Here is a 15,474-nt window from a genome sequence, read left to right on the forward strand (position 1 = left end):
CTGCTGTCGGGCCGCGTGTGCCCCGCCTGCGCGGGGATGAACCGCCCTCCAGGCCTTTGGCCAAGGGCCCGAGCACGTGTGCCCCGCCTGCGCGGGGATGAACCGCATAACGGTGTCGCCGCCATGCTCTCGGTACAGTGTGCCCCGCCTGCGCGGGGATGAACCGGTCCAGGCGCCGACGGCAGCATCCGGACCCGGGTGTGCCCCGCCTGCGCGGGGATGAACCGGTACGAGCCGAGAGCATCCAGGCCGGCCGCGCGTGTGCCCCGCCTGCGCGGGGATGAACCGCGCTCGAAATGGGACGCCTGTCGCTTGCAATCGTGTGCCCCGCCTGCGCGGGGATGAACCGGTTCGCTGCGGCCGCTTTCTCGGCGAGTTTTTGTGTGCCCCGCCTGCGCGGGGATGAACCGAGCATCTAACGGCCGTCGATGGCGCTGTCATCGTGTGCCCCGCCTGCGCGGGGATGAACCGTATTCGGCAGGCTGTCAGAATATATCGCTGGCGTGTGCCCCGCCTGCGCGGGGATGAACCGCTGAGGCGGCAGGCTGGAGCCGGCCAGAGATCGTGTGCCCCGCCTGCGCGGGGATGAACCGGCCATTTCATGGCCCGAGGGACGGCGTGCGCTGTGTGCCCCGCCTGCGCGGGGATGAACCGGCGGCGACGCGCGACCTAATCAAGCTGGCCGGGTGTGCCCCGCCTGCGCGGGGATGAACCGGCCGCGGACCTGGTCCGCACTGGCTTCGGCGAGTGTGCCCCGCCTGCGCGGGGATGAACCGGACCCGCGCTATTCGACCGCCTCGCCGCAGTAGTGTGCCCCGCCTGCGCGGGGATGAACCGCCGCCGGCCCCACCGCGGCCTCCGCGCCCGGTGCGTGCCCCGCCTGCGCGGGGATGAACCGCGATCCGCGTTCGGCTCGCCGAGGACATCATCGTGTGCCCCGCCTGCGCGGGGATGAACCGACGGGTGAGCCTTGGCAGGCCGCGAAAACCCCGTGTGCCCCGCCTGCGCGTGGATGTCGGCGTCCTTCAATTTATTGCAGCATTGCGCGTTGTACGGTCGGTCTTGCGGTTTCGCGGTTCTGCTCTGCAACCCCTGGATCCCTTCCCCTCGCTTCGCTCGACCGGGGATGACGTCGTGGTTCTTGAGCGCATCTGGCCGGCCGGCGCCCTCCCACTGATCCCGCGCGCGGCAGGTTTGCGCCAAACCATGCCGCAATCCGCGGCAAATCGCTTAAAGCATGGGCACCCGGCGAGCGCTCGCCCCAAGGCCCGATCGATGACCGACCAATCCATGTCCTTGCGCGACGATGCCCGGGTCATGACCCTGATCAGCGCGGCGCATTTCTCCAGCCATTTCTTCCAACTGGTCCTGCCGCCGCTGTTTCCGGTGCTGAGGACGGCCTTCGGGGTGAGCTATACCGAGCTCGGTTTCGTCATGGCGGTGTTCTTTGCCGCCTCCGGCCTTGGCCAGGTGGCGGCCGGCTTCCTGGTCGACCGGTTCGGGCCGCAACGCATTCTGCCCATCGGCATCGGATTGCTGGCCGGCGGCATGCTGCTGGTCGGCCTTCTGCCGCATTATCCGGTGCTGCTGGCGGCGGCGGCCATCTCCGGGCTCGGCAACAGCGTGTTCCACCCGGCCGATTATGCCGTCATCACGGCGCGCATCTCGCCGCAGCGGATCGGCCGGGCCTATAGCGCGCATACCGTCATGGGCACGCTCGGCTGGGCCGCGGCGCCAGTCACCACGCTGGCGCTGGCGCAGCAGTTCGGCTGGCAGACCGCGCTGATCCAGCTCGGCCTTGGCGGGCTTGTCCTGGCGGTGATCGTGGCGCTCGGCCATCGCCAGATCAGGGTCGAAGCGGTGGTGCGCCCGGCACATCAGAAGGCGCCGGCCTGGCAGATGCTGCTGACCGGTCCGATCATCGCCTGCCTGGTCTATTTCACGCTTCTGGCGATTGCCCAGGCCGGCACGCAGAGCTTCCTGCCAAGCCTGCTGCCGCTGACCCAGGGGATCTCGGCGGCGGTCGCGGTCACCGCCACGACGGTCTATCTGATCGGCAGCGCGCTCGGCTCTTTCTCGGGCGGCTTCCTGGCCGATTTGACCCCCAATCACGAACGGGTGGTCGGCGCCGGGCTCGCGGCCGCGGCGCTGGCCAGCCTGGTGCTTGGCTTCGTCACCCTGCCCGAACCGCTGCTGCTGGCGGCAACCGGGCTTGCCGGCTTCCTCACCGGCTCGACCATTCCCTCGCGCGACATGCTGGTGCGCGGCGCAGCGCCCGCCGGCGCGGTCGGCACCGTCTTCGGCTTCGTTTATGCCGGGCTCGATCTTGGTTCGGTGGTCGCGCCGATCGCCATTGGCGCCTTCATCGACCATGGCGCGGCAAATTTCGCTTTCGCCTTCATTGCGGCGGCCTTGATGATCACCGTCGTCAGTGCGCTGATCGTCAAGCAGTTGCAGCACGGCTGAGCGCGGCCGTTCAGCGGCCGCGCAAGCCGAAATGGGCGCGGGGCTGGCGCCGGTCGACCGGCGCCGTCCGCGGCCGGCTCACCTCGAAGGCGGGCGCGGCATCGGCATCGTCGCCGTCACTCTCGAAAGCTCCGCCCGGGATGAGCAGCAGGCCAAGCGTCACCAGGAGATTGACCAGGCCTCCGACCAGCGACGAGCTGCCGACCGGTGGCCAGCCCATGTCTTGAAGCAGCCCGACCAGCGCGTACTGATCGAAAAAGAAGAAGGCCAGGCCGAGGCCGAGGATCGGCAGCGGCGGCAAGCCCAGGTCGCGCAGGCGCTGGGTCAGCAAGGCCAGCCAGGCCCACAAGGCGATGATGCCGGCCACGACCCCCAGGGCGAGCATGGGCAATGGAACCTGCCACAGCGTCCTGACCTGGCCGCCGGTGGCTGCCGCGGCGACCATGCCAATGAGGGCAAGGACGAACCCCAGGCCGAAGCCGATGAGCAGACTGTAACCGAGATAGGCCAGCCGCCCCATGCGGCCGCCGAACTGAAGAAAGCGTGGCATTGTCGCCCCCTCTGCGCGGCCCGCGGCAATCCATCATTTGCCCGCGGGAGTCGACGAGGCGGCATTGAACAACCTGGCGGTGAACAAACGAATAATTCAACCGTCGCGGCACCTTGTTTTCGCGCGCTTGTCCCGCCTCATTCCGAGCGGATGTTGAGCGAACGGATCAACGGGATCCAGGTCTGGTCCTCCTTCTCCAGATAGGCGCGGAACTGGTCCTGGGTCATCGGCGCCGACTGGGCGCCGAGCGCGTTGAACCGGCTCTTCACCGCGGGGTCGTTCAAGACCTTGATCACCGCCTGGTGCAGGCGGGCAATGATCGGTTCGGGCGTGCGGGCCGGCGCCATCAGGCCGGTGAAGGTCTGGCCGTCGAATTCGGGGTAGCCGAGCTCGGTGAAGGTCGGCACGTCGGGCAGTTCGGCAAGCCGTGCCGGGCCGGTCACGGCCAGCGCCCGGGTGCGGTTGTCTTTCAGGAAGGGCAGGGCAACCGAGATCTGATCGAGATTGAACTGCACATGGCCGCCGACCAGGTCGTTGGTCGCCGGCGCATTGCCGCGATATTGCACGGTCATCCATTTGACCCCGAGCTTCGACTGCATCAGCTCGGACAGCAGGTGGTTGGTGGTGCCGGGCCCGGGCGAGGCCATGGTCAGCGGCGGCTGGCGGGTGCGGACCAGTGCCAGGAATTCGGCGAGCGTCTTGGCCGGCAGATCGGGATGGATCTGCAGCGCCAGCGGCGTCAGCGTCAGCGTGCTGATCGGGATGAAATCGCGGCGCCATTCATAGGCGCGCCTGGTCCCCATTTCCGGAGCGAACAGGATCGGGCCGTTGGCGCCGATCAGCAGCGTGTAGCCGTCCGGGTCGGCCTTGGCGACGGTCTCGCTGCCGAGCAGGCCGCCGGCCCCCGGCTTGTTCTCGATGACGAAGGGCTGGCCGAGCTCCTGCTGCAGCTTCTCGGCCAGGATGCGGGCGGCGACATCGACATTGCCGCCGGCGGCATAGGGCACGATCAGCCGCACCGCGCGGTTCGGCCAGGCCGGAGCCTGGGCCTTGGCCGCGGTCAGTCCGATGCCGGCGAGCGCGACGGCCGATATCACGGCGAGGGCCAGTTTGCGCATGCGTTTCTCCCAGGTGTTTGTTGTCGTTCAGGTGCTTGTTGTCGTTGTGATCAGGCGAAACCGAAGAAGCGCGCGGGGTTGTCGACCAGGATGGCCTGGCGCTCGGCGTCATCGGCGGTGGCGCGAAACAGGAAGTCGAGTAGCGCGCCTTCGTTCGGCGGCTGTTTGGTCGAGACCGGATGCGGCCAGTCGCTGCCCCAGACGATCCGGTCGGGCGCGGCCTCGATCAGCGCGCGGACGACCGGAATGACGTCGTCCCAGGGGGATCCAGCTTTCGAGATCTTTTCGGTCAGCGACAGCATGACCCAGACATTGCCGCGCTTCACGAGGTCGAGCACCTTGGCGAGGCTCGGGTCGGCGGGCCCTCTGGTCGGATCCGGCCGGCCCATATGGTCGATCAGCAAGGGCAGGTCGAGCCGCTCGAAATCGGTGATATTGCCGATCACGCCCTCGACCTCCGGCTGCAGCTTCACATACCAGCCGAGCTCGCGGATGCGGGCAAGCGAGCGCTCGAACTCAGCCTTGTCGAAAGCGATGCCGAGGCCCTGACGGGTGAAACGGGCGCCCTTGACGCCGGCCCGGTCCAGTTGGTCGAGATAGGCGTCGCCCCGGTCGGCGAAGACGGCGGCATTGGCGCAGCCGCGATAGTTCGGGCCGGCGCGCTTCAGGCCGTCCAGCGTCACGGCGTGATCGCCGCCATAGGTGGTCGGCTGGACGATGACGCCGCGCGTGATGCCGAGGGTTCGATGCAGCGTCAAGGCGGTGTCGATGGTGGCGGTCGGCATTTCATAGACCGCACCCGGTCGGACCGGATAGCGATCCACCGGCCCGAGCACGTGGAACTGGCTGTCGCAGCTGAGCGGCGGCAGCGGCTTTGCCGGTGGCCGCGGGTTCGGGTCGAAGGGCAGATAGGTCGGCATGATCGGCACGCGCTCCCGCTCGGTTCAGGATTTCGAGGTCTGGTGGATGGCGGCCATGGTGACGATGTCGCCGAGCGTCGCGTAGTTCGGCCCGGCCAGCCGGCAGATCGGGTCGAGCCGGCGCGTGTCCACCTTGCCGTCGACCATCAGGCCGTCGCGCAGGTGGAATGAGAGAACTTCGCCGACCAGGAGGCGGCTGCGCGTCTCGCCGAATTCGATGCAATGGCGCAGCCGGCATTCCATCGCGACCGGCGCGATGGTCAGCCGGGGCACGCGGACATTGACGCCGGGCCGCGTCTCCAGGCCGAGCAGCTCGACCTCGCTGACCTCGGGGGATGTTCGACGGCGCTGTCATGCACGGCCGGGATCAGCGGCCGGTCGGCGATATGCACGACGAACTCTTCGCTCGTCATGATGTTCCTGGCCGTGTCCTTGTAGACACCGGCCTTCTGCCCGACGCTGATCGCCAGCATGGGCGGTTTCGGCGAGACGAAGGTGAAGTGGCTGAACGGCGCGAGATTGACCGTGCCGGTGGCCGAGACCGTGGTGACCCAGGCGATCGGCCGCGGCACGACCAGGCCGGTCAACAGCCGGTAACAGGCCTCCGCCGCCAGATCTTTCGCCTGGATGTCGATGGTCTGGATCGTGTGGGTCGCCGCCGTCGTCATCCGCCGATCACCGCCATGAAATCGCACTGGATCAGCTTGCCGCCGTCGAGCTCCGCCTTCATCGCCTGGCGCACCGGCCGGGTCGCCGGGTCCGGAAACATGGCGAGCCATTCCCTGTTGACCGCCTCGCGCTGGCTTCGGTCGGTCATCCACACGGTGACCTTGACGATGTCGTCGGTCGAGCCGCCGCCGGCCGCCATGATCGCGCGGATATGGCCGAACATCAGGGCACATTGCGCTTCGAGGTCGGGCGCCGGGTTGCCGGTGGCCGGATCCAGCCCAAAGACGATGCCCGACATCAGGATATTGCCGAGCCGGCAGGCGGCGGGGATCGGGTTCTTGTGACCGAAACCCTCGACATAGATGCTCTGGCGCTTGGTCATCGTGTCGCCTTTTTAAGTGAAATGGCAGGAGACGGTGCCGAAAGGACCGTAATCGGCATGGATCGTGTCGCCCTTCCGGCAGTCGACCGGCCGGATGAACGAACCCGACAGGATGACCTGGCCCGGCTCCAGCGAAACGCCGTGGGAGCCCAGCTTGTTGGCGAGCCACACGATGCCGTTGGCGGGATTGTTGAGCACGCCGGCGGCGACGCCGGTCTCCTCGATCTGGCCGTTGCGCGAGAAGATCACCGCGAGCCAGCGGAGATCCGCCTCCATCGGCTTGAACGGCCGCCCGCCAATGACGATGCCGCAATTGGCGGCATTGTCGGCGATGGTGTCGACCACCTTGCGGGTCGCCTTGGTCTCGCCGTCGACACGTTCGATGCGCGCATCCAGGATCTCGATCGCCGGCACCACATAGTCGGTGGCGTTGAGCACGTCGAAGATCGTGCAATCGGGGCCGCTGATCCGGTCCTTCAGGATGAAGGCGAGCTCGGCCTCGGCGCGCAACTGCACGAAGCGGTCGCTGGCGATCTCGCCGCCGTCGCGGAAAAACATGTCGTCGAGCAGCACGCCATAATCGGGCTCGTTGATATTGACCGCGTTCTGCATGGCCTTGGAGGTCAGGCCGATCTTGTGGCCCCTGATCTTGCGGCCCGCGGCGACCTTCAGCGCCACCCAGGCGCTTTGCACCTGGTAGGCGTCGTCGATGGTCATGCCGGGATGGGCGAGGCTCAGCTGTTTGATTTGCCGACCGGTACGCTCGGCCGCGTCGAGGCGGCGCGCGGCATCGCTGATCTGATCTTGCGACAGCATGGGGATGGTCCGTTCAGACAGGGGAAAAAGGGGTCAGGCCTCGTCGGTCACGCCATTGCGCAGCGTGCCGATGCCGGGCACCTCCACCTCCACGATGTCGCCGGGAATGAGCCATTTCGGCGGGTCGAAGCGGACGCCGGCGCCGGTCGGCGTCCCCGTGACGATCATGTCGCCGGGTTTCAGCGTGGCGAAGGTCGAGAGATAGGCAATGAGATAATCGAAAGGGAACATCAGCCGCCGGGTCGAGTCGTGCTGGCGCACCTCGCCATTGACCCGCGTCGTCAGCTCGAGCGGCTGGGCAGGATCGAGCGCGTCCGAGGTGACGATCCATGGGCCGATGGCGCCGGAGCGGTCGAAATTCTTGCCCTGGGTGACGTTGAACTTGGCATGGTGCAGCCAGTCGCGGACGCTGCCCTCGTTGCAAAGCGTCAGGCCGAAGATGTGGCCGAGCGCGCTTTCGCGGGGGATGTGCCGGCCGCCCTTGCCGATCACCATGACGATCTCGCCCTCATAGTCCAGCTGGGAGGAGACCTTCGGCCGTTCCAGCGGCACGCCATGGCCGACAAACGAGCTCGGCGTGCGGCAGAACAGGCTCGGATAGCTCTGCGGCGCCGAGTTGTCTTTGTATTCGGCATTGCGGTCGGCATAGTTCACGCCAATGCACCAGATCTTTTCCGGCGTTGTGATCGGGATCGTCAATTCGACATCGGCCAGCGCGTGATCGGGTGATGCGCGTTCGGCCGTGTCGCGCAGCAGCGCGGTGGCGTCGGCCGCGATCGCGTCGCGCAGCGTGGTGAACTGCCTCAGCCGGCCGCCGAGGTCGACGAGGCCGGAGCCGACGACCGCGCCGAAATGCTCGGCGCCGCCGAGCCGGAAGCTTGCGAGCTTCATGACAATTCCTCCCGGGGCGCGATGGTCATCGCGCCTTGTTGTTGGGCGGATCCTCGCGGGATGTCGCTTCGACGCAATTGAAATCGCCCGTTCTTGTCCACATGGTGGACACTGGCCTTTGACCGAGGAGCATCGTGACCCAGCCGGAACTGCCTGAAGGGGCTGTCGCGCCCGACACTGCCGACGACCGCCAGGGCGAGAGCGGCACCCAGAGCATCCGCCGCGCCATCGGGGTCCTGCGCATTCTCGCCATGGCCCGCGAGGCCGGTTATGGCCTGACCGATGTCGCGCGGCTGACCGGGCTGACCCGCCCGACCGCCCACCGCATCCTGCTGGCGCTGATCGACGAGGGCCTGGTCGAGCAGAAGCCGGCGACCCGCCGTTATGCCGTCGGCGAGCAGATCCAGTTGCTCGCCTTGTCGCGGCCACGCCGCTCGCCCCTGCTGGCCGCCGCCGAACCACTTCTGGACGAGCTGACGGACAGTATCGGCGACACCCTGTTCCTGACCCAGCGCGCCGGCCTCGACACCGTCTGCGTGGCCCGCCGGCTCGGCGCCTATCCGGTGCAGGTCCTGTCGCTGAGCGTCGGTGACCGGCGACCGCTCGGCGTCAGCAGTTCGGGCCTGGCGCTGCTCGCGCGATTGCCCGACGACGAGGCCAACGACCTCCTGGCGCAGAATGCCCCACGGCTCACCTCCTACGGCGCCACCCTGGCCCAGGCCTCGGCCTGGGTGCAGGAGGCGCGCAAGCTCGGTTATGCCGTGCGCGACCGTGGTCTGGTGCCCGGCACCCGCGCGCTCTCGGTCACCATTCGCGACCGGAGCGGCGAAGCCTTCGCCGCGATCACCTGCGCCGGTGTGATCCGGCGCATGTCACCGGCGCGCATGGAGGCGATTGCCGAGGACCTGCGCGCCGCGGCCCAGGCGGTCGAGCGGCTGCTGGCGCGGGCTTGAGCGCGACCGAGACGAGGTGTCGGTTGATCTCAATTGATCCAAATCCGACGGCTGACTGTTAGTCCTTCCGTGGGACCGTCCATTTGAAGTGAGGTACATTCGAAGCAACAGGATGTTTCCGCATCGGAAGAGTGAAGGCGTCTTGGGATGACTGCTGTCGATCGTGTCATCCGGCCATCCAGAAATACCGGGTGGCAAAGGTGATGTCTTGCTTCCCCGTAGGGAATTGACACCAAAAGTTGAAAGTCGTTTACTTTTCTCGCGTCCCTGGGTTGTGTTGGTGTTCGCGATGGACCACGCGGCAGGATCGGAAAGCATAGCGCCGGTCATCGTGCTGGTTCACGGCACCGTCGCCGGGTCGAGCGCCGTGAACCCGTCGCAAAATGCCAGGTGGTGGCAACGGGGAGGCCCGTTCGCGACGGGGCTCGCCGGCGCGGTCCAGGCCGCCATCGGCAATGCTCCCGACGTGGAAGAATTCCGCTGGTCCGGCGCCAATTCGGAGGTGCAGCGACGCCTGGCGGGCAAACTCCTGCTGAACCGCCTGGTGCAGCTGGAGGGCGCCGGCCGGCCGTATCACCTGATCGGCCACAGCCATGGCGGTTCGGTGATCTGGCATGCCTTGACCGCCTCCATGGCCGATGCCGCACGCCGCGCCGGTCCGGCTGCCGAAGCCTTGCCGCATCTGCGCAGCTGGGCGACGGTCGGAACCCCGTTCCTGACCTTCGGAACGTCGAAGCGGGAACTGTTCGGCGTCATCTTGCTGCTGGTCGGCTTCCTGCTCTGGCTTGCCACCTGGTCGACCTGGATCCTCGATGTCAGGTCGGTCGTTTCCCAGGCGGGCCTGATCCTGCAAAACGCCACCGACTGGTCGAAGGTCTCGACCAGCTATGCCTGGTACCGGCCGATCTGGCGCGAGACGCCAACCGTCATCGCGGCCGTGGCACTGGGAGTACTGGTCTACCTGGGGCTCAAATTGCTGGGCTGGGGGTTCCAGGTCGGCCGCCTGGCATCGAGCTGGACGCCGGCGCTGACCGCGCTCGCGGCGACCACCGGCGTTCTCGTCGCCTCCCGCACCGTGCCGTTCGTTGCCGGCCTGCACCAGGGCATTGCCGGCAAGATCGGCCTTGTCGTCATGGCGCTGCTGCTGGCCGTCATCGTCCTGGTCGTGGTCGTCCTGCTCTTGTCCTTAGCGGGACATCTGCTCAACATGTGGGACCGCCAGGAGCGCCGGCTTCGCGCGCAGGCCGCCTACACCGCCTATGGCCAGCGCTGGTATTCCCTGGTTCACCGCCAGGACGAGGCGATCTCGGCGCTTGGGGCCTCCTTGCTGCCCGCGCCGGCCATTCGCCCGATGCAGCGCGATACCCATGGCGTGCTCAACGACAAGGTGCTGCGGGCCATTTCGGCGCTCTTCACCAAGGGGCGCGACGAGGCCATCTGGGAGGGGCTGACCCAGCGGGTCCAGGGCGACGACATGAGCGGCTATGTGATCCGCCGCGTCGGCCTCGCGCCGCCGGCCTTCACCCAGGTCTGGCCGCCGCTGTCGGGCGCGGCCGATGCGAGCATGATGGCGCTCGCCGACTCGACCGCCGGCGCCTTCGCCGCGCAATTGCGCGAGCGTTTCTCAGCCAGCGGCAAGGCCGGCGGCGAACACGATACGGTTGACCAGATCGTCAAGGACCTGTCCTTCGGCGGGCTCGTCCATAACAGCTATTTCTTCGAGGACGCAGGCCGGACCAAGGTGCGTCAGGACGTTCTGGGCTGGCTCGCCGCCCATATCATCGGCGCGACGCCGCAACCGGCTGCCGGCGCAACGCCGGTGCCTCGGCTGCATGGCGCCTTGCGTGACACATCGGCGGCGGCGTCCGACTTCCGGCTCGCCGATGAGACACGGTTCCGCACCGTCACGATCGCCAGGCTCGGCGTCCTCGCCATGGCTTTCGGCTCGGTCATGCTGGCGACGACAACGGCTTTCGAAACCGCCGTCCGGCCGCTGACACGCGAGGCGCAGGTCGCCGCGGCGATCGAGGCCTGGAAGCGCTCGGGAACTTTCGCCACGGCCGACGCCCCGATGGTCGGGGCTTTCGTGGTGCGCCTGGCGGCGATGGGCGAACTCGATACCGCCGCAGCCGTGCAAGCGATCTTCCGCAACATTCTGGAGCGGAATTCCCGGGCGGTCACCGGCCAGCGCCTGGCCTTTGCCTGGGGACGGGATGGAGCATTGGATCAGGGCCGCCGTGCGGAGCTCGTCGGGCAGGTGCGGACCGAAATCCTCGAGCGGGAGCCAGGCGCAGGCCTCGCCGCAAGGGCGGCGCATCTCGCCCGCGCCAACCATCTGGTCACGCTGCACCTGATGGCCGGCATCGTCTCCAGGGACGGGCGCCTGAACCCGGATCAAGTGGGGCAGGCGGCGGAGGCCTGGGCCGCGCTCAACGCGACCTGTCGCGACCTCGATCTCGACGCGGCCGCGCGGGTCTATCTGCCGCTGCTTCTGGCCGGGGACAGCGATCCGCAAGATGCCGTCGCCGTCCTGGACCGCATCGCCGCTCGGCGCGAAGGCCAATGCGGCGTGCCGGACAATCCCGTCTTGAGCGACGCCGATCGCGCCTGGCAGCGCGCTTTCCTGGTCGATCTCGCGCTGGACGCCATTTCCTGGAACCAGCCCGATCTTGCCGGCAAGCTCCTGACGCTGCAGGGCGGCAGCCTGTCGCATCCGCAACCGTTGCTGGCCGCCCTCGACGGCACCCGCAATGCGACGCGGACCGCCTGCGTCAGGACCATGCAGGACATGGCCGGCCTATTGCGATCCGTGCGCCTGCCGCAGCGCGCGTCCGACTGTTCGGCAAGGTCGGCAGAAGACCCGCCCCCGGGCTGGATCGTGCAGCCGGACTGTGACCGGTGGCGGCAGGGCACGGCAGCCAAGCTGCAGGACTATAGCGCCGACGGAGCCCGGCTGAGATCGCTGCATGCCGATCTCGATGTCACCTTGATGAACAGCTATCGGTTCTGTCGGGTCGAACCAGGCTTCGCCGGCGGCAATCTGCGGTCCTGCGCGGCACGGCTTGCCGCGACCTGCGCGGCGGCGAGCGAGGCCGCGCAGAAGCCGATCGATCTGGCCCTCGTGCTGATCGGAATGAGCCGTTTTTCCGAAGCGCTCGATGTCATCGGTCCGGTCCTTCAGGGAACCGACCTGTGGCTCGACGATACCGACGATCTGCTCCTGGTCGGCCTGTTCAACGCAGCCTTCCCGATGCCCCGCGACGCGCCGCCGCTGGGCCGGGAACGGCAGGTTCTGATCGAGGCCATCGTCGCGCAGCAGCTGCGTCTCGCTCGTCCCTGTCCGGGCCGGTCCTCGCCCATTCTCCGGCCTTGCGCGCGCGGTCCGGAGCGGCGGGCCATCAACCTGCGCAGCGCGGCCTTCATGCTGTTCGAGCTCGGCCGCAAAGCCGAGGCGCGCAGCCTGGTTGCCGATCTGGTCGCCGATATCGACCGGCGAAGCGGCTTCAACGATCGCCTGAGAGCCTCGCTTCGTGAACTCCTGGCGGCTGCCGACGCCGCGCTCATTGTCGAATTGCGCGAGGAATCACGCCGGATGGTCACTTATCTCGGTGCCGATCTGCGTCGAAGAGGGCTTGCTGCCATCGAAGCGGCGTCGGAACAATCGGGTCCGTTCACCGCCGAGCATATCCGCGTGCTGGTCGCCATCATGGCCGTGCTGGGAGATCCCAACATTCCAGCGGTGACCGAAGCGATATCGGATCTGAGGGACAAGGAAAATACCAGGGATACCCGCGCTGCCCTGTCCCGGCAATTGGCCGGAATTCGTGCCGGGCTCGGTGATTTCTTCCTGGCCAACCGGGAGGCGAACAGCGCCGTGGCGGCCAATGAGGTTCTGGCCGGCCTGTGCACGATCCTTGATCATCACATCGAAAAAAACGACGCGCTGCGTGCGGTCAAAGGGCGTTACGGCCTGTTGGACCATCACCGCTGGCCGCAGCCTGCCCCATCCTATTTCCACACCCATGCCCGCTTCGGCTACGCCGCCGCCGCCTCGCGGCCGCTCGCCTGTCGAACCGGGCCTTCCTACGACATTGACTGACCTGGATCCGAAGCGGCGCCGCCGGCAGCGGCGCGGGGGGACGCGATGACCGAGACCACAGCAGCCGGCGAGGCCGCCCATGCGGTCGCAAGCTTCAGCGAGGTCTTCAGGGCCGAGCTCGACGACATCACGACACGCCGCGGCAGGCTCGGTCGGACCGATCTCGACGCGCTCGAGGTCGCCGGGGGGCCGCGCACCGACCGCGGCCTCGCCGGCCTTGCGCTTTCCGGCGGTGGCATCCGGTCCGCGGCCTTCGCGCTTGGCGTCGTGCAGGGGCTGCACGCCCAGTCGCGCGACCAGCCGCTCAGCACGATCGAACGGATGGACTACCTCTCCACCGTTTCGGGCGGTGGCTATCTCGGCACCGCCATGACCATTTGCATGTCGGAGCGTGGCGGCCGCTTCCCCTATGGCTTGACCGGCCAGGATGCCGGCGAGACGCCCGAGACGCGGCACTTGCGCGACAATTCGCGCTATCTCGTGCGCGGCGGCATCGGCGCGGTGCTGGCTGCCTTCGTCGTCTATATGCGCGGCATCGTGCTCAGCGTCCTGGTGCTTTTGCCGATCCTTCTGGCCGCGGCGGCACTGCTGCTGTTCATTGCGCCGAACACCTCCTGGCTCGCTGCGACCTGGTGGGTCCCGGACGGTCTCAGGCCGGCCGTCGCCGGCTACCGGATGCCGCTCAGCATCCTGATCCTGCTTGGCCTCGCGGCGCTCTGGTTCGTCTATGTGCTGCTCGTCTCGAATATCCGCATTGTCAGCGTGGCCCGGCGCCGGCTCATCGCGGAAATCGCGACCTGGGTCATGGTGCTGGCTTGCGGCCTCATTGTCATCGAGGCGCATCTGGCGATCATGCGTGCGGTTTTCGACAGCCCCCAAGCCGCCACCGGTGCCGCGCCATCGACGGCGACACCGCAGCCGCTTCTGACCTGGCTGGCCGGCTGGATCTCGTGGCTCAGTCCTGTCGTCCTGGCGATCCTGCCCTTTGTCCAGAAGCTCGGCGAAAAGGCCGCATCCGAAGCCGTTGGCGGTTATGGCGCCAAGCTCGCCAAGATCGGCAGCCGCGCGCTGCTCCTGTTCGCCGCCGCCATCGTGCCGCTGATGATCTGGCTTGCCATGATGCTGTTGTTCTATTGGGGCGTAGGGGTCTCGGAGTGTGTCGCCGTGCCGCCCGCGACCTGCGACGGGGCCCGTTCCTACGCCCATGCGCCGGACTGGTTGTCGCGGCTGTTCGACAAGAGTGCCGGGGCGTTCAGCTATCAGGTCGCCGTCCTCTACGGCCTTGCGGCAATAGTCTTCCTGGTCCTCTGGCGGCTTCTCAACGTCAACGCCAATTCGCTGCACCAGCTTTATCGGGACCGGCTTGGTTATGCCTTTCTGCAGCGGCGCGCGACCGATGGCGACGGCGTTCCGGTCGAGCCTGCGGCCATGGAACCGGCCGACGAATTCCTGCTGTCCGGCATCAATCCGGGATGCGCGGCCTATCACCTGATCAATGCCGCGGTGAATGTGCCGGGGTCGCGTTTTGCCAACCAGCGCGGCCGTAACGCCGATTTCTTCCTGTTCAGCCCCCGTTTCATCGGCTGCGAGCTGACCGGTTATGCCCCGACCCGGGCAGCCGAACGGGTGGTCGACGGCCTGACGATCGGCACGGCCATGGCGATTTCCGGTGCCGCCGCCGCCCCCAATATGGGGATGGCATCCATCGCGCCCCTGTCGCCGACGCTGGCCTTCCTGAACGTCCGCCTGGGCCGCTGGGTGCTCAACCCGCGAGCGATCGTCGCGCTGGTTGGCAGCGGCCAGGCGACCGGCGGCCCCGGATCGACGTCCGGCTGGCCGCGCTTTCCCGGTCCGCGCTATCTATTGCGTGAGGCCTTCGCCAAATCCGGGGTGGGCGTCCGCCGCCCCGGCGCCACCACCGCCGACAATTCCTACCTGTTCCTGACCGATGGCGGCCATATCGAAAATCTCGGCGTCTATGGTTTGCTGCGCCGGCGCTGCAAATTGATCATCGTCGTCGATGCTGAGGCTGACCCCGACTATCAATTCCCGGCGCTGGTCAGGCTCGAACGGTTCGCCCGGATCGATTTCGGCGTGAGCATCGACATGGACTGGACAGCCATCGGCGCGCGCTCCCGGCTGGTCTCCGAAGCCTGCAAGAAAGGCGCGGCGCCGACCGGACCGGCGGAAGGGCCGCACGCGGCGCTGGGCTATATCCATTACCCGGTGGTGCCCGGCGACGCGAACCCGCAGCCCGGACTGCTGCTCTATATCAAGGCGTCGCTGTCCGGCGACGAGAATGATTACGTCACGGCCTACAAGGCGGCCCATCCGGTCTTCCCGCAGGAATCGACCGCGGACCAGTTCTTCAGCGAAGAGCAGTTCGAGGTCTATCGGGCGCTCGGCGAACATATCGCCCGTCGCGTCGCCGACGGAACATCGCCGGTGGCGGCGAGGCCTGATGACAACGACTCACTCATCGCCGAATGGAACCAGCTCCTGCCCAGCATGGCGTTGAGATGATCTCCGTGCAGGGCGCTCCGCGAGCGCGCGGCGTCCTGCGAGGCAATGGATATCTCCGTGGCCCAGCGGGACTCGGAGTGTCTTGTT

General features: G+C 67.5%; 10 protein-coding genes, 1 pseudogene and 1 CRISPR repeat array (1 of these 12 running past the window's edge). Of the genes and pseudogenes, 4 read left to right on the forward strand and 7 right to left on the reverse strand.

Annotated features, from left to right (window positions below; translation table 11 throughout):
- Positions 1 to 959: direct repeats of the CRISPR family, unit length 29 nt; unit sequence GTGTGCCCCGCCTGCGCGGGGATGAACCG (it extends 1,632 nt beyond the left edge of the window).
- 316 nt (positions 960 to 1,275) lie between these two features.
- Positions 1,276 to 2,466, forward strand: a complete 1,191-nt coding sequence (locus tag E8M01_RS22925; protein ID WP_170182034.1) for an MFS transporter — start codon at positions 1,276 to 1,278, stop codon at positions 2,464 to 2,466.
- 10 nt (positions 2,467 to 2,476) lie between these two features.
- On the opposite strand, the gene E8M01_RS22930 is transcribed toward E8M01_RS22925, so the two are convergent.
- The 7 genes and pseudogenes from E8M01_RS22930 to E8M01_RS22960 form a co-directional block, all read right to left on the reverse strand.
- Complete coding sequence (locus E8M01_RS22930) at positions 2,477 to 3,016, reverse strand: DUF805 domain-containing protein (RefSeq protein WP_136962284.1); 540 nt, start codon at positions 3,014 to 3,016, stop codon at positions 2,477 to 2,479.
- Positions 3,017 to 3,153: 137 nt separating this feature from the next.
- Positions 3,154 to 4,134 (reverse strand): Bug family tripartite tricarboxylate transporter substrate binding protein, encoded by a 981-nt coding sequence (locus E8M01_RS22935; RefSeq protein ID WP_136962285.1) that lies wholly within the window; start codon positions 4,132 to 4,134, stop codon positions 3,154 to 3,156.
- 50 nt (positions 4,135 to 4,184) lie between these two features.
- The gene (locus tag E8M01_RS22940) at positions 4,185 to 5,054 is read right to left on the reverse strand and encodes an amidohydrolase family protein (RefSeq protein WP_136962286.1); all 870 of its coding nucleotides are present in this window, start codon (positions 5,052 to 5,054) and stop codon (positions 4,185 to 4,187) included.
- A 24-nt stretch (positions 5,055 to 5,078) separates the two neighbouring features.
- Positions 5,079 to 5,833, reverse strand: a pseudogene (locus E8M01_RS35890) (flavin reductase family protein).
- Entirely contained in the window at positions 5,719 to 6,105 is a 387-nt protein-coding gene (locus E8M01_RS22950) for a RidA family protein (protein WP_136962287.1), read from the reverse strand. Before E8M01_RS22950 ends, E8M01_RS35890 begins: the two are co-directional and overlap by 115 nt.
- Before the next feature lie 12 nt (positions 6,106 to 6,117).
- On the reverse strand, positions 6,118 to 6,921 hold the full coding sequence (gene hpaH, locus E8M01_RS22955) for a 2-oxo-hept-4-ene-1,7-dioate hydratase (RefSeq protein WP_136962288.1): 804 nt from the start codon (positions 6,919 to 6,921) through the stop codon (positions 6,118 to 6,120).
- A gap of 33 nt (positions 6,922 to 6,954) precedes the next feature.
- Entirely contained in the window at positions 6,955 to 7,812 is an 858-nt protein-coding gene (locus E8M01_RS22960; protein ID WP_136962289.1) for a fumarylacetoacetate hydrolase family protein, read from the reverse strand.
- Between the two features lie 134 nt (positions 7,813 to 7,946).
- Here E8M01_RS22960 and E8M01_RS22965 point away from each other — a divergent pair, with 134 nt between their 5' ends.
- The 3 genes from E8M01_RS22965 to E8M01_RS22975 all read left to right on the forward strand — a co-directional run bounded on the left by E8M01_RS22965 (position 7,947) and on the right by E8M01_RS22975 (position 15,387).
- Positions 7,947 to 8,765 (forward strand): IclR family transcriptional regulator, encoded by an 819-nt coding sequence (locus tag E8M01_RS22965; RefSeq protein ID WP_246088394.1) that lies wholly within the window; start codon positions 7,947 to 7,949, stop codon positions 8,763 to 8,765.
- 208 nt (positions 8,766 to 8,973) lie between these two features.
- Positions 8,974 to 12,864, forward strand: coding sequence for a hypothetical protein (locus E8M01_RS22970; RefSeq protein WP_136962290.1), 3,891 nt, complete (start codon positions 8,974 to 8,976; stop codon positions 12,862 to 12,864).
- A 45-nt stretch (positions 12,865 to 12,909) separates the two neighbouring features.
- Positions 12,910 to 15,387: a hypothetical protein gene (locus E8M01_RS22975; RefSeq protein ID WP_136962291.1), complete on the forward strand. Its 2,478-nt coding sequence runs from the start codon at positions 12,910 to 12,912 to the stop codon at positions 15,385 to 15,387.
- The last annotated feature ends 87 nt before the right edge of the window (positions 15,388 to 15,474 follow it).

It is taken from the genome of Phreatobacter stygius (genome assembly GCF_005144885.1).
Lineage (GTDB): Bacteria > Pseudomonadota > Alphaproteobacteria > Rhizobiales > Phreatobacteraceae > Phreatobacter > Phreatobacter stygius.

What these genes read in the sequence shown, in the direction of transcription:
- E8M01_RS22925 (WP_170182034.1), top strand. Translation starts at nt 1,276, where the DNA reads ATGACCGACCAATCCATGTCCTTGCGCGACGATGCCCGGGTCATGACC.
- E8M01_RS22930 (WP_136962284.1), bottom strand. Translation starts at nt 3,016, where the DNA reads ATGCCACGCTTTCTTCAGTTCGGCGGCCGCATGGGGCGGCTGGCCTAT.
- E8M01_RS22935 (WP_136962285.1), bottom strand. Translation starts at nt 4,134, where the DNA reads ATGCGCAAACTGGCCCTCGCCGTGATATCGGCCGTCGCGCTCGCCGGC.
- E8M01_RS22940 (WP_136962286.1), bottom strand. Translation starts at nt 5,054, where the DNA reads ATGCCGACCTATCTGCCCTTCGACCCGAACCCGCGGCCACCGGCAAAG.
- E8M01_RS22950 (WP_136962287.1), bottom strand. Translation starts at nt 6,105, where the DNA reads ATGACCAAGCGCCAGAGCATCTATGTCGAGGGTTTCGGTCACAAGAAC.
- hpaH (WP_136962288.1), bottom strand. Translation starts at nt 6,921, where the DNA reads ATGCTGTCGCAAGATCAGATCAGCGATGCCGCGCGCCGCCTCGACGCG.
- E8M01_RS22960 (WP_136962289.1), bottom strand. Translation starts at nt 7,812, where the DNA reads ATGAAGCTCGCAAGCTTCCGGCTCGGCGGCGCCGAGCATTTCGGCGCG.
- E8M01_RS22975 (WP_136962291.1), top strand. Translation starts at nt 12,910, where the DNA reads ATGACCGAGACCACAGCAGCCGGCGAGGCCGCCCATGCGGTCGCAAGC.